At 71.1% G+C, this 14029-nt stretch carries 11 protein-coding genes; 7 read left to right on the forward strand and 4 right to left on the reverse strand.

All coding sequences use genetic code 11. From position 1 onward, the window contains the following. The first annotated feature begins 27 nt into the window (after nt 1-27). Nucleotides 28-2265 (forward strand): protein kinase domain-containing protein, encoded by a 2238-nt coding sequence (locus ACSU6L_RS27360; protein WP_437065081.1) that lies wholly within the window; start codon nt 28-30, stop codon nt 2263-2265. A 69-nt stretch (nt 2266-2334) separates the two neighbouring features. Here ACSU6L_RS27360 and nadA read toward each other — a convergent pair whose 3' ends face one another. After that, entirely contained in the window at nt 2335-3519 is a 1185-nt protein-coding gene (gene nadA, locus ACSU6L_RS27365) for a quinolinate synthase NadA (RefSeq protein WP_437060978.1), read from the reverse strand. A gap of 361 nt (nt 3520-3880) precedes the next feature. Here nadA and ACSU6L_RS27370 point away from each other — a divergent pair, with 361 nt between their 5' ends. Continuing rightward, nucleotides 3881-4237: an iron-sulfur cluster assembly accessory protein gene (locus ACSU6L_RS27370; RefSeq protein ID WP_030582488.1), complete on the forward strand. Its 357-nt coding sequence runs from the start codon at nt 3881-3883 to the stop codon at nt 4235-4237. A gap of 117 nt (nt 4238-4354) precedes the next feature. On the opposite strand, the gene ACSU6L_RS27375 is transcribed toward ACSU6L_RS27370, so the two are convergent. Together ACSU6L_RS27375 and ACSU6L_RS27380 are read right to left on the reverse strand one after the other, a co-directional pair. After that, nucleotides 4355-6211: a hypothetical protein gene (locus tag ACSU6L_RS27375; protein WP_437060980.1), complete on the reverse strand. Its 1857-nt coding sequence runs from the start codon at nt 6209-6211 to the stop codon at nt 4355-4357. 92 nt (nt 6212-6303) lie between these two features. Continuing rightward, on the reverse strand, nt 6304-6519 hold the full coding sequence (locus ACSU6L_RS27380) for a hypothetical protein (protein WP_365505398.1): 216 nt from the start codon (nt 6517-6519) through the stop codon (nt 6304-6306). A 130-nt stretch (nt 6520-6649) separates the two neighbouring features. On the opposite strand from ACSU6L_RS27380, the gene ACSU6L_RS27385 reads away from it, so the two are divergent. Then, nucleotides 6650-7624: a carbohydrate kinase family protein gene (locus tag ACSU6L_RS27385; protein WP_437060983.1), complete on the forward strand. Its 975-nt coding sequence runs from the start codon at nt 6650-6652 to the stop codon at nt 7622-7624. Between the two features lie 72 nt (nt 7625-7696). Here ACSU6L_RS27385 and ACSU6L_RS27390 read toward each other — a convergent pair whose 3' ends face one another. Beyond that, the gene (locus ACSU6L_RS27390) at nt 7697-9076 is read right to left on the reverse strand and encodes a cysteine desulfurase/sulfurtransferase TusA family protein (RefSeq protein WP_437060985.1); all 1380 of its coding nucleotides are present in this window, start codon (nt 9074-9076) and stop codon (nt 7697-7699) included. 421 nt (nt 9077-9497) lie between these two features. On the opposite strand from ACSU6L_RS27390, the gene ctaC reads away from it, so the two are divergent. The 4 genes from ctaC to ACSU6L_RS27410 all read left to right on the forward strand — a co-directional run bounded on the left by ctaC (nt 9498) and on the right by ACSU6L_RS27410 (nt 13972). After that, entirely contained in the window at nt 9498-10457 is a 960-nt protein-coding gene (gene ctaC / locus ACSU6L_RS27395; protein ID WP_437060987.1) for an aa3-type cytochrome oxidase subunit II, read from the forward strand. Continuing rightward, nucleotides 10454-12184: an aa3-type cytochrome oxidase subunit I gene (gene ctaD / locus ACSU6L_RS27400; RefSeq protein ID WP_437060989.1), complete on the forward strand. Its 1731-nt coding sequence runs from the start codon at nt 10454-10456 to the stop codon at nt 12182-12184. The genes ctaC and ctaD overlap by 4 nt, the downstream gene beginning before the upstream one ends. Then, nucleotides 12181-12579 (forward strand): cytochrome c oxidase subunit 4, encoded by a 399-nt coding sequence (locus ACSU6L_RS27405; protein WP_437060991.1) that lies wholly within the window; start codon nt 12181-12183, stop codon nt 12577-12579. Before ctaD ends, ACSU6L_RS27405 begins: the two co-directional genes overlap by 4 nt. A gap of 130 nt (nt 12580-12709) precedes the next feature. Continuing rightward, nucleotides 12710-13972, forward strand: a complete 1263-nt coding sequence (locus ACSU6L_RS27410) for an Ig-like domain-containing protein (RefSeq protein ID WP_437060993.1) — start codon at nt 12710-12712, stop codon at nt 13970-13972. Nucleotides 13973-14029 lie beyond the last annotated feature (57 nt).

Here is a 14029-nt window from a genome sequence, read left to right on the forward strand (position 1 = left end):
TGCGTGACGGGGGAGAGGATCACGGCGGTGCCGCTGAGCAAGGACGATCCGCGGTCGGTCGGCGGATACAAGCTGGTCGACCGGCTCGGGGCCGGAGGCATGGGCGTCGTCTACCGGGGCAGGGCGCGGTCCGGGCGTGAGGTCGCCGTGAAGGTGGTGCACGCGCAGTACGCGCAGGACCCCGTCTTCCGTGCCCGTTTCCGCCAGGAGATCGAGGCCGTCCGCAAGGTCAGCGGTGCCTTCACCGCGCCGGTCGTGGACGCCGACGCGGAGGCGGACCGGCCGTGGATGGCCACCCAGTACGTGCCGGGCCGGTCCCTCGCCGAGCGGATACGGGCGCAGGGGCCGCTCAGGGACGCCGAGTTGCGGCGGCTCGCGCTGGGCCTGGTGGAGGCGCTGCGGGACATCCACCGGGCCGGGGTGGTGCACCGGGATCTGAAACCGGCCAATGTGCTGATGGCCGAGGACGGGCCCCGCGTCATCGACTTCGGCATCTCCCGCGCCACCGAGAACCTCACCCTGACCGAGACCGGGCAGATGATCGGCACCCCGCCGTTCATGTCCCCGGAGCAGTTCACCGACGCCCGTTCGGTCGGCCCGGCCTCGGACGTCTTCTCGCTCGGCGCGCTGCTGGCGTACGCGACGACGGGGCGCGGGCCGTTCGACGCGGAGAGCCCGTACCTGACGGCGTACCGGGTCATAAACGACGAGCCGGTGCTGGAGGGTGTGCCGCGGCAGCTGCGAACACTGCTGGAACGCTGCCTGACCAAGGAGCGCGAGGACCGCCCCGGACTCGACGAGCTGGCCCGGGAGTTCGCCGCCGCCCTGCCCGAGCCGGACCCGGGCGACCCGGCGACCGTCACCCTGCGCCTCGACCCGTCGGACCTGGCGACGACGCACCCCGGCACGGTCGCCGACCAGCGGACCACGCAGTCCGGGCGCCGTCCCGGCCGGGTCCGCCCGCTGCTGGCCGCGGCCGGCACGGTCGGCGCGCTGGCCCTCGGGCTCACGGCGTATCTGCTGGGGCCGGGTGCGAACGGCGGGGCGGCGCCCGGACCGTCGGCCGTGCCCAAGTCGAGCGCGCCGTCCCGGTGGGCGGACCTGCCGAAGGGCTGGCAGCCCTGGCAGACGACGGTGTTCGAGAAGCCCGCGCGCGGCGCGAAGGCCCTGGGCGAGAACGGCGCGATGACCGGGCCGGAGTGCCTGCTGCACGAGAGTGCCGTCTACTGCGGGGGTGACGCCATGCTGCCGGTGCGCGTGGACGCCCTCACGGGGAGGACGGCGTGGCGGGCCGACCTGCTGCCGGACGGGGTGTCCGGGGACCGGCTCTCCTCCGCCGCCGTGCTGGGAGTGGCGGACGGCGTGGTGGTCGTGCGCCTGGTCGTCTCCGACGAGGAGTGGGAGAACGACGAGGTCACCCTCATCGGCCTCGACGCGGACGACGGCGGACGGCTGTGGACGCGCCCCGGGAACGAGCAGTACGCCGACAGTTCCTTCGCCGACGGTCTGGTGGTGACTCCGGACGCCGGCGGAAGCGCGCTCGTCGCCCGCGCGGCGCGTACCGGCGAGGAGCGCTGGAGGGCGAAGCTGCCCGCGGGCCACTACTGCACGTTCCTGCGGATGGCCCCCGGCCTGTACACGGAGTGCAGCCCCGAGACCGAGTCGGAGAACTCGGTGATCCTGGAGCTCGACGCGGCCGACGGCTCGACCCGGCAGGTGAAAGTGCCGATCGAGAGCACGCTCTACGGCGTCGTCGACGGCCGGCTGGCCTTCCTCCAGTGGGCCGAGGACAGCGGGGGCCTGGGCACCACCGACGACGCGTACGAGGCGATCCTGCTGGTGGACCCGGACACCGGGGACCGCAAGCGGGTGACGCTGGCCGAGGACTTCGGCGGGCACCCCACGCTGACGGACGGCCGCCTCTTGTTCACGATGTCCAACGGTGTCGTACGGGCAGTCTCGCCGACCACGGGCAAGGAGCTGTGGGAGACCGGGACCACGCTGGAACAGCCGGGCCGGGCGGTGCTCGACCAGCGGGGCCGCACCCTGTTCCTGGCCAGCCTCAGCGGCCGGGTGGCGGCCCTGGACGCCCGTGAGGGGACGCTGCTGTGGGAGACGCGGCCGCGTTCGGCGCGGGTCGCGGCCAACGGCTGGGCCCAGCCCGAGGTCGTCCTGCACGAGGGCGGCCTGGTCGTCGTCACGCCGGACGGCACCCTCTTCACCGTCGACCCCGGCCACCCCGACCGGAAGCCCGCGGCGGGCTGATCCGATCGTCGGGGTGACCGGGGTCGGTCACACTCTCACGGCCGAAGCTGAGGCCGTGGTCACGGTTACTTACGGCAGTGCCAGCATCCGCTCCAGCGCCAGCTTGGCGAACGCCTCGGTCTCCTTGTCCACCTCGATGCGGTTGACCAGGTTGCCCTCGGCCAGCGACTCCAGGGCCCAGACCAGGTGGGGGAGGTCGATGCGGTTCATGGTGGAGCAGAAGCAGACCGTCTTGTCGAGGAAGACGATCTCCTTGCCCTCGGGGGCGAAACGGTTCGCCAGACGGCGGACCAGGTTCAGCTCCGTGCCGATGGCCCACTTGGAGCCGGCCGGCGCGGCCTCCAGCGTCTTGATGATGTACTCGGTCGAGCCGACGTAGTCCGCCGCGGCCACGACCTCGTGCTTGCACTCGGGGTGGACGAGGACGTTCACACCCGGGATGCGCTCGCGCACGTCGTTCACCGAGTCCAGGCTGAAGCGGCCGTGCACCGAGCAGTGGCCGCGCCACAGGATCATCTTCGCCGCGCGCAGCTCGTCGGCGGTCAGGCCGCCGTTCGGCTTGTGCGGGTTGTAGACGACGCAGTCGTCGAGGGACATGCCCATGTCGCGCACGGCGGTGTTGCGGCCGAGGTGCTGGTCGGGGAGGAACAGCACCTTCTCACCCTGCTCGAAGGCCCAGTCCAGCGCGCGCTTGGCGTTGGACGAGGTGCAGATGGTGCCGCCGTGCTTGCCCGTGAACGCCTTGATGTCCGCGGACGAGTTCATGTACGACACGGGGACGACCTGCTCGGCGATGCCGGCCTCGGTCAGCACGTCCCAGCACTCCGCCACCTGCTCGGCCGTGGCCATGTCGGCCATCGAGCAGCCGGCCGCGAGGTCGGGCAGTACGACCTTCTGGTCGTCGGAGGTCAGGATGTCGGCGGACTCCGCCATGAAGTGGACGCCGCAGAAGACGATGTACTCGGCCTCGGGGCGGTCGGCCGCGTCGCGGGCCAGCTTGAAGGAGTCGCCCGTGACGTCGGCGAACTGGATGACCTCGTCGCGCTGGTAGTGGTGTCCGAGCACGAACACCTTGTCGCCCAGCTTCTCCTTGGCCGCGCGGGCGCGCTCGACCAGGTCCGGGTCGGACGGCGAGGGCAGGTCGCCGGGGCACTCCACACCGCGCTCGCTCCTGGGGTCGGCCTCACGGCCGAGGAGCAGCAGGGCGAGGGGCGTCGGCTGTACGTCGAGCTCCTGGGTCTGGGCGGTGGTCACGACACGCACCCTTTCTTTTCTGCGGCTCGCCGATCCGGGGGACCGGACCGGCGGGATAGCGGGACGGCGTTTCGACCTTTTCGTCGAAATGACGCTATCTATCATAACCGCTTCACGTCACTTTGACGATGGCCATTGCGTCGATGTGACGTGAATCCCTATGTCCGGATCGTCGCCTTCCCCGCCTTCCCCGCGGAGTGTCGTCAGCTTGTCCACAGGGCGCTGTGCGCCCGCCCGCGCATGTGCGAGCATGAAAAGAAGCCAAGGAGAAAAAGACTCGGGCCCGTCCCGGAATGAATCCGCGGCCCCGCCGGTTGCAACCGTCGGCAAGCAGTCTCCGTACAACCCGGGAGAGATGTAGATGTCCGTATCGGACGAGACCAGCACCGTCACCGACGGCATCATCCTGTCCGACGCCGCCGCGGCGAAGGTCAAGGCCCTGCTCGACCAGGAAGGCCGCGACGACCTGGCCCTGCGTGTCGCCGTTCAGCCCGGCGGCTGCTCCGGCCTGCGCTACCAGCTCTTCTTCGACGAGCGCTCGCTCGACGGTGACGTCGTCAAGGACTTCGGTGGCGTCAAGGTCGTCACCGACCGCATGAGCGCCCCGTACCTCGGCGGCGCGTCCATCGACTTCGTCGACACCATCGAGAAGCAGGGCTTCACGATCGACAACCCGAACGCGACGGGTTCCTGCGCCTGCGGCGACTCCTTCAGCTGACCGAGTGACACGCGGCTGAGCCGAGTGACACGGAAGGCGGTGACCCCCCGGACGGGAGGTCACCGCCTTCGCGTATGCGCCGTGGCCTTCGCGTATGTGCCGTGGCGGCGGTGTGCCCTACCGCGGCGCGGGCAGCCGCGCCCCCGGCTTCTCCAGCGGGATACCCTCGCCGTCCGAGCCGACCACCTCGCGGTCGCCGAGCGGCTCGTCCAGCTCGACCGTGCGGTGGTGCACCTTGGCGATCATGATGCAGACCTTGTCCGGCCAGGGCGTCTCGGTCACCGTGACCGTCACCCGGTCCGCGCTCTCCTTCACCGTCGCCTCGTAGTCCGAGCAGACCCCGCCGGTGAAGGCGACGGTCAGCTCCGTGCCCTCGGTCGTGTAGCCCTCCACCTTCACGTCCTGCGTGTCGCCGGGCACCTCCGGGCCCGTCGGCCGCGGGCTGGGCTGCCCGCTCGGCTCACCGGGAGGCGCGGGCGAGGTCAGATACCGGGGGTCGATCGCCGGATACGTCACTGTGTAGCCGTCCGCCGCGCCCGGCGCCCGCACCTCGAACAGCCAGGACGGCACCAGGACCGGCCGCGCGTCCACGGAGTGCGAGGCCAGCCCGAACACCGCCTTCTCCACCACGACCGGCTCCCGCGGGGACACCGACGGCTCCGACACCTCGCAGGACGCCTGCGGGCCGTCCTCCTCCAGCGGTACGGGACTGGCGCAGCCGCCGATGCCGCCGGTACGGACGGGCTCCTGGGCCCCGTTGAGCCGGTCCAGCGTCCGCCGGGCGTCCAGCACCGGGTACGTGTCCCCCTTCACCGGCGTCTTCAGCTGGCCGCTGCCGGCCACCACCTCGCCCTGCGCGCCGACCGTCAGCCCGGTCGGCCAGCCGTACGTGGGCAGCCCGCCGATCACCGGATCGGCGTTCACCACCCGCTGCGCGCCCAGGGTCCGGGAGGCGTCCACCTCGGCGGAGTCCTGCCCGAGCGCCCGGAGCACCGGCGCGGCGGCCTTGCGCGCCGCGGCCTCGCTCACCGGGTCGGCGGACGGCGAGGCGGGCGGCTTGGAGCACACCGTGACGCCCTCGCAGTCGTCGGTGCCGGGCGCGTACCGGTGGAAGGTCCAGGTGCCGGGGGCCTGCCGGTTCACCTGGAGGCTCGGCCCCTGCCCGTCCTTGTCGGAGCCCACCTTCCAGGCCTGCCCATCGGCCACCGGCTTCCCCTCCAGGCCGAGCGCTGCCGCCAGCCGGGTGACGTCCTCCCGGGTGACGTCGCCCTTCGCCCAGTGCACGGGCGCGGAGCCCGGACCCTTCGGAAGGTCGCCGGACGCCGTGTAGATGACGCCGTTCGGGTCGGGCTCCCCGGGCGCGATGCCGTTCCCGCCGCCCTCGGAGTAGCCGTCGAGGGCGAGCGGAGGCGGCGTGCCGTTCCCGCCGGGCACGCCGGACCCCGAACCGGCGCCGGAACCGCCGCCCGCGGACGCCGCCAGATACGCCCCGCCACCCCCGACCAGCAGCACGGCCGCGGCGACGGCGGCGATCAGGGCGGGGGAGCGGTGCCGGGAGCCGCGGGGCGCGGCGTCCGGGTCCGAGGCGATGCGCTCGGCGCGCTCCGGGGCGAGCTGCTGCGGGTCGAGCTCTTCCGGCTCACGCCGGCGCGGGTCGGGCTCTTCCGGCTCAGGCTGCTGCGGGTCGGGCTCGTCCGGCTGACGCTGTTGCGGCTCACGCTCGTCCGGCTCACGCTCCTGCGGCTCAAGCTCCTCCGCAGCGCGCTCCTCCGCAGCGTGCTCCTCCGCAGCGTGCTCCTCCGCAGCGCGCTCCTCCGCAGCGCGCTCCTCCGCAGCGCGCTCCTCCGCAGCGTGCTCCTCCGCAGCGCGCTCCTCCGCCGCACGCTCTTCCGTCGCACGCCCTTCCGTCTGACGTTCGACGGCGCCGGCCTCCTCCACGACCTCGTCGTCGTTGTCGGGTCGCTCGCTGTTCACCGCATCGCTCCTTCGGCCACACAGCTGTTACGGGGGACAGCGATGGGACGCGGCGGGGGAGCGCACGGTTCCCCTGGGGGCGCGGGGGCGGCTCAGTCGCCGTAGTCGGACATCGCGTCCAGCAGCCGCGCGGAGGCCGGCGGCACGCTCACGCCGTGGATCAGGGTCAGCGGGACGTGCGGCACCGCGCCCCGCTCCGGGGCCGTCCAGCGCCGGGCCATCCGGGCGCAGTCGCAGCGCAGCGACGCCAGGTCGCCTTCGAGGTCGGCGAGGGCGGGGGCGGGGGCGGGTCCGTCGAGGTTCGTCATAGCGGCACCGTTGCACGGATCGACTCACGTAGAAACGTCTACTATCGGGTAGTTTTCCACACTTCAGGGTCACCGCGCACACCGGGTAGCGTGAACTGTCATTACCCCTCCACCCAGGAGCGTCCACGCCGTGCGCATCGCAGTCACCGGCTCCATCGCCACCGACCACCTCATGACCTTCCCCGGCCGCTTCGCCGACCAGCTGGTCGCGGACCAGCTGCACACGGTCTCGCTCTCCTTCCTGGTCGACAACCTCGACGTCCGCCGGGGCGGCGTCGGCGCGAACATCGCCTTCGGCATGGGTCAGCTGGGCACGAAGCCGATCCTGGTCGGCGCCGCGGGCTTCGACTTCGACGAGTACCGCGCCTGGCTGGACCGGCACGGCGTCGACACCGGCTCGGTCCGGATCTCCGAGACCCTGCACACCGCCCGCTTCGTCTGCACCACGGACGCCGACCACAACCAGATCGGCTCCTTCTACACGGGCGCGATGAGCGAGGCCCGGCTGATCGAGCTGAAGACCGTCGCCGACCGGGTGGGCGGCCTCGACCTGGTGCTCATCGGCGCCGACGACCCGGAGGCGATGCTCCGCCACACCGAGGAGTGCCGCTCCCGGAACATCCCCTTCGCCGCCGACTTCTCCCAGCAGATCGCCCGGATGAACGGGGAGGAGATCCGGATACTGCTGGAGGGCGCCACGTACCTGTTCTCCAACGAGTACGAGAAGGGCCTCATCGAGTCCAAGACCGGCTGGACGGGCGAGGAGATCCTGGCCAAGGTCGGCCACCGGGTCACCACCCTCGGCTCGCGCGGTGTGCGCATCGAGCGGGTCGGCGAGGACCCGATCGAGGTCGGCTGCCCGGAGGAGGACCGCAAGGCCGACCCCACCGGCGTCGGCGACGCGTTCCGCGCGGGGTTCCTGTCGGGGCTGGCCTGGGGCGTCTCGCTGGAGCGGGCCGCGCAGGTCGGGTGCATGCTGGCGACCCTCGTCATCGAGACGGTGGGCACGCAGGAGTACCAGCTGCGGCGGGCTCACTTCATGGACCGCTTCACCAAGGCGTACGGGCACGACGCCGCCGCCGAGGTCCAGGCGCATCTGGGCTGATCCCTCGCCCGCGGGTGCGTGGGCGCGCGGGGACCGGTCGCCCGGTTCCCCGCGCCCCGTCAGACGGACGGGTCACGCCACCCGGCGGACCACGTACGTCGTACCCCGCTCCGCCGGTTCCTCCCCGACGTACTCCTGGCCCCGCATCTCGCACCACGCCGGGATGTCCTGCCGGGCCGCCGCGTCGTCCGCGAGCACCCGGACGGTCCCGCCGACCGGCACCTGCCCGATGACCTTCGCCAGCTCGATCACCGGCAGCGGGCACAGCTTGCCCAGCGCGTCCAGCACGAGCGTGTCCTCCTGCCGTACGACGGCGGCGCCGGCCGGAGCCCCGAGCTTCTCCCGCACCCCGGCCACCGCCCCCGGCAGCACCCGCAGGAACCGGTCGACGTCCTCCTCCGGCGTCCCCGGCGGCAGCGACACCCGGACGTTGCCCTCGCTGAGCACGCCCATCGCCTTCAGCACATGGCTGGGCGTCAGGGTGCTGCTCGTACAGGACGATCCGGACGAAACCGAGAAACCCTCGCGGTCCAGCTCGTGCAGCAGGGCCTCACCGTCGACATAGAGACAGGAGAAGGTGACGATCCCCGGCAGCCGGCGCTCCGGCTCGCCGACCACCTCCACGTCCGGCACCAGCGCGGGCACCCGCGCCCGGATCCGCTCCGTCAGCTCCCGTAGCCGTACCGCCTCGGCGGCCGCCTCCGCCCGCACCGCCCGCAGGGAGGCCGCGGCGGCGACGATCGCCGGGATGTTCTCGAAACCGGCGGCCCGGCCCGACTCCCGTTCGTCCGCGGGGCCCTGCGGCGCGAACCGCACGCCCTTGCGGACGACGAGCAGCCCCACCCCGGACGGCCCGCCCCACTTGTGGGCGCTCGCTGTCAGCAGCGACCAGTCGCCGGCGACCGGTCCCCAGCCCAGCGACTGCGCCGCGTCCACCAGCAGCGGCACCCCGGCCGCCCGGCAGGCCCGGGCGACCTCGGCCACCGGCTGCACCGTGCCCACCTCGTGGTTGGCGGACTGCAGCACGGCCAGCGCGGTGTCGTCGCGCAGCGCGGCGGCGTACTCCGCCGCCTCCACCTCACCGGTCCGCCGCACCGGCACCCGGGTGACCGTGCCGCCGTCCGCCTCGTGGGACTCGGCCGCGTGGAGCACCGAGGAGTGTTCGACCGCTGACACGATCAGGTGGCGTCCGGCACGCCGCCTGCCCGCCAGCGCGCCCGCGATCCCCGAGTGCACGGCCCGGGTGCCGGAAGGGGTGAACACCAGCTCGTCGGGCCGGCACCCGACCGCGTCCGCGGCGGCCTCCCGCGCCGCGTCCAGCAGCAACCGGGCCCGTCGCCCCTCCCGGTAGAGCCGCGCGGGATCGGCCCACCCTTCGTCGAGGGAGGCCTGGAGGGCCTGCCGGGCCACGGGATGCAGGGGGGCGGCGGAAGCAGCATCGAAGTAGGACACACAGCAACGCTAGAACGCCGGGCCGAGCGGACGCCGTCAGGGGCGCGACCCACGCGACCCGCGCCACCCGCGCCACCCCCGCGCGACCCGCGTGACCTGCGCGGCCTGCGCGGACACGAGGCGGGCGCCGCGTCGGCCGCGACCGGCCGCCGCGCACCGGCACCCGCCGGCGACCCGCACCCCGCCTCGCCGGACGTGTCACTCCACTGGGCGTCAGATCCCCCCGGAACACCGCGTTCCACCCCGTCTGAGTGACCCCCCGCGCGTGTAGGGACCCTCCCCGCGCGACCCCAAAACGCGTCCAGTAGGGTTTGGTCCGCATAAACATCCAAACCCCTGCCCGACGCAGGGCGGCGACCGACCAGCGAGAAGGCCAGGCCGCAGCCGATCCGCGCGGGCGAGACTCTCGGGAAGGCGCTACGTGAGTCCCAACGGCTCCGACCGCTCGCCGCGGCGCCCGATGCGGCGGAAGCTGCTGCAGGCACTGACCGCGGGCCTGGTCCTGGCGACCGCCACCGGTTGCACATGGGAGGACTTCCCCCGCCTTGGCATGCCCACCCCCACCACGGAAGAGGCGCCGATCGTCCTCTCTCTGTGGCAGGGCTCCTGGGCTGCCGCGCTCGCCGTCGGCGTGCTGGTGTGGGGCCTCATTCTGTGGAGTGCGATCTTCCACCGGCGCAGCCGCACCAAGATCGAGGTACCTCCGCAGACCCGGTACAACGTGCCCATCGAGGCGCTGTACACGGTCGTTCCGATCATCATCGTCTCGGTCCTGTTCTACTTCACGGCCCGCGACGAGTCGAAGCTGCTCAGCCTCGAGAAGAAGCCCGACGTCACGGTGAACGTGGTCGGCTTCCAGTGGAGCTGGTGCTTCAACTACATCGAGAACGTCGAAGGTTCCACCGGCGACGCCAAGACCGCCAAGGAACTGGACGCGGTCCCGGAACGCTACAAGAAGGACTTCCCGGACAACGCGGGCGGTGTCTACACCTGCGGCACGCCGGGTGAGCGCAACCCGCAGACCGGCAACCCCGGCCCCACGCTGTGGCTGCCGGAGGGCAAGACGGTCCGCTTCGTCCTCACCTCGCGGGACGTCATCCACTCCTTCTGGGTGGTGCCGTTCCTCATGAAGCAGGACGTCATCCCGGGCCACCCCAACGCCTTCCAGGTGACTCCCAACCATGAGGGCACCTTCCTCGGCAAGTGCGCCGAGCTGTGCGGCGTCGACCACTCCCGGATGCTGTTCAACGTGAAGGTGGTCTCCCCCGAGCGTTACGAGCAGCACCTGAAGGAGCTCGCCGAGAAGGGCCAGACCGGTTACGTGCCCGCCGGTATCGAGCAGACCGAGCACGAGAAGAACCGGGAGACGAACGTCCTGTGAGTATCGTCAACGAACCCTCGGGTGCCGCCGAGGCCGGCACCTACGAGAACGAGCTGCCGGTCCGACGCAGGCAGCCCGGCAACGTCGTGGTGAAGTGGCTGACGACCACCGACCACAAGACCATCGGCACGCTGTACCTGGCGACGTCGTTCGCGTTCTTCTGCATCGGTGGTGTGCTCGCGCTCGTCATGCGCGCCGAGCTCGCCCGGCCGGGTACGCAGATGCTCTCGAACGAGCAGTTCAACCAGGCGTTCACGATGCACGGCACGATCATGCTGCTGATGTTCGCGACGCCGCTGTTCGCGGGCTTCGCGAACTGGATCATGCCGCTGCAGATCGGCGCACCCGACGTCGCGTTCCCGCGACTGAACATGTTCGCCTACTGGCTCTACCTGTTCGGCTCGCTGATCGCGGTGGGTGGCTTCCTCACCCCGAACGGCGCCGCCAGCTTCGGCTGGTTCGCCTACACCCCGCTGTCCGACGCGATCCGCTCGCCCGGCATCGGCTCCGACATGTGGATCATGGGTCTGGCCTTCTCCGGCTTCGGCACCATCCTCGGCTCGGTCAACTTCATCACCACGATCATCTGCATGCGCGCACCCGGCATGACGATGTTCCGCATGCCGATCTTCACCTGGAACGTCCTGCTGACCGGTGTCCTGGTCCTGCTGGCCTTCCCGGTCCTGGCGGCCGCGCTGTTCGCCCTGGAGGCGGACCGCAAGTTCGGCGCTCACGTCTTCGACGCGGCCAACGGCGGCTCACTACTGTGGCAACACCTCTTCTGGTTCTTCGGACACCCAGAGGTGTACATCATCGCCCTGCCGTTCTTCGGCATCATCAGTGAGGTCATCCCGGTCTTCTCCCGCAAGCCGATGTTCGGCTACTGGGGCCTGATCGCGGCGACCATCGCCATCGCCGGTCTCTCCGTGACCGTGTGGGCCCACCACATGTACGTCACCGGTGGTGTGCTGCTGCCGTTCTTCTCCTTCATGACGTTCCTCATCGCCGTCCCGACCGGTGTGAAGTTCTTCAACTGGATCGGCACGATGTGGAAGGGCTCGTTGTCCTTCGAGACACCGATGCTCTGGGCGACCGGCTTCCTGATCACCTTCACCTTCGGTGGTCTGACCGGTGTCATCCTGGCCTCGCCGCCCATGGACTTCCACATCTCCGACTCGTACTTCGTGGTGGCCCACTTCCACTACGTGGTGTTCGGCACGGTCGTCTTCGCGATGTTCTCCGGCTTCCACTTCTGGTGGCCGAAGTTCACCGGCAAGATGCTCGACGAGCGGCTCGGCAAGATCACCTTCTGGACGCTGTTCGTCGGCTTCCACGGCACCTTCCTGGTCCAGCACTGGCTGGGCGCCGAGGGCATGCCGCGCCGGTACGCCGACTACCTGGCGGCCGACGGCTTCACCGCCCTGAACACGATCTCCACGATCAGCTCGTTCGTGCTCGGCCTGTCGATCCTGCCGTTCCTCTACAACGTCTGGAAGACGGCCAAGTACGGCAAGCCGGTCGGCGTCGACGACCCGTGGGGCTACGGCCGCTCCCTCGAGTGGGCGACCTCCTGCCCGCCGCCGCGGCACAACTTCCTCACCCTGCCGCGGATCCGCAGCGAATCCCCGGCGTTCGACCTGCACCACCCCGACATCGCCGCCCTCGAGCAGCTGGGCCACACCGGCGGCCAGGAAGCGCTCGCGGGTAGCAAGGAGGCCGGCAAGTGAAGATCCAGGGCAAGATGTTCATGTGGCTGAGCGTCTTCGTCCTCGCCATGGCGATCGTCTATGGCGTGTGGTCGAAGGAGCCGGCCGGCACCACGGCCCTCTTCCTGGCCTTCGGTCTGTGCATCATGATCGGCTTCTACCTGGGCTTCACCGCCCGGCGAGTCGACGCCGGTGCCCAGGACGACCTGGAGGCCGATGTCGCGGACGACGCGGGCGAGCTGGGCTTCTTCAGCCCGCACAGCTGGCAGCCGCTGTCCCTGGCCATCGGTGGCGCCCTCGCCTTCCTCGGTGTCGCGGTCGGCTGGTGGCTGCTCTACTTCTCCGCCCCGCTGATCCTGATCGGCATCTGGGGCTGGGTCTTCGAGTACTACCGCGGTGAGAACCGCACCCAGTAGCACCCGCTGAGCCCACGGGAGCCCGGACACTCCGTCAGGAGAGTCCGGGCTCCCGCTTTTGCAGCAACATCGGTCCTTCGACCGGGTGACCCGGCGCGCCGTGCTTGACGAAGCTCCCTAGCGTGAGCTCATGAGGCACACACCGCGCACCCGCACCGTCACCGCCTGCGCTCTGCTGGCGATATCCATCGCCCCGGCCGTCTCCGCCTGCGGGGACGAGGACCACCCCCTGTCGGCCGCGCCCTACGACGCGGCGGACCAGATCTCCTTCAACGGCCCCACCGGCGGGGGGCAGAAGGCCGACCCCGACAAGGCCCTGGAGATCACCCGGCAGGGGGACGAGGGCCGCATCACGGACGTCACCGCGACAGACGCGGCAGGACGCCGTCTGGCGGGCGAACTCACCGCCGACGGCACCCGCTGGCACTCCACCTCCCCGCTCGCCGCCGGCACCCACTACACGGTCCGGGTGAGCACCGAGGACGAGGACGGCAGGCCCGGCCGCCGCCTCCTGGCCTTCGACACCGGCAAGCCCGTCACCCGCAAGCAGCTGGACGTCACCTTCGGCCCCAAGGCGGGCACGTACGGGGTCGGGCAGCCCGTCACCGCCGAACTCAGCCACGCGGTCCGGGACCCGGCACAGCGGGCCGTCATCGAACGCGCCCTGAAGGTGCAGTCCACGCCCGCCGTGGAGGGCGCCTGGCACTGGGTGAACGACAAGGAACTCCACTACCGGCCCAAGGACTACTGGCCCACCCACGCCACCGTCCAGGTCCGCAGCAACCTGGAGGGCATCAAGGTCGGCGACCGGCTGTGGGGCGGGGCGGCCAAGCCGCTGAAGATATCCACCGGCGACCAGATAGTCGCCGTGACGGACGCCGCCTCGCACTCTATGACCGTCTACCGCAACGGCGAGGAGATCAACTCCATACCCGTCACCACCGGCAAGCCCGGCTTCGAGACCCGCAACGGTGTCAAGGTGGTGCTCGGCAAGGAGTACTTCGTACGGATGCGCAGCACCAGCATCGGCATAGCCGCCGGCTCCTCCGAGTCGTACGACCTGCCGGTCTACTACGCGACCCGGGTCACCTGGAGCGGCGAGTACGTCCACGCCGCCCCCTGGTCCGCCGGCTCCCACGGCGCCGCCAACGTCAGCCACGGCTGCACCGGCATGAGCACCGGCAACGCGGCCTGGTTCTTCGAGAACGTCCGCGAAGGCGACCTCGTGAAGGTCGTCAACTCCTACGGCGCCCCCATGGAACCCTTCGGCAACGGCTTCGGCGACTGGAACCTCAGCTGGGCCCAGTGGCGCGAGGGCAGCGCCCTGACGGCCGGCAAGCCGGAGACCGCGGGACCGGAGCAAGCGGCACGCCTCAGACCGACGGCAGTGTGACGCCCCTCAGGGGCGCGGGGAACTGCGCGACGAGCCACGGACGGCCCGCACCCGCGC

The organism is Streptomyces sp. enrichment culture, assembly GCF_964272855.1.
In the GTDB taxonomy this organism is placed as follows: Bacteria; Actinomycetota; Actinomycetes; order Streptomycetales; family Streptomycetaceae; genus Streptomyces.

Bases quoted from the DNA above. Each gene is read 5' to 3' on its own strand.
- ACSU6L_RS27370 (WP_030582488.1), top strand. From the start codon at position 3,881: ATGTCCGTATCGGACGAGACCAGCACCGTCACCGACGGCATCATCCTG.
- ACSU6L_RS27380 (WP_365505398.1), bottom strand. From the start codon at position 6,519: ATGACGAACCTCGACGGACCCGCCCCCGCCCCCGCCCTCGCCGACCTC.
- ACSU6L_RS27410 (WP_437060993.1), top strand. From the start codon at position 12,710: ATGAGGCACACACCGCGCACCCGCACCGTCACCGCCTGCGCTCTGCTG.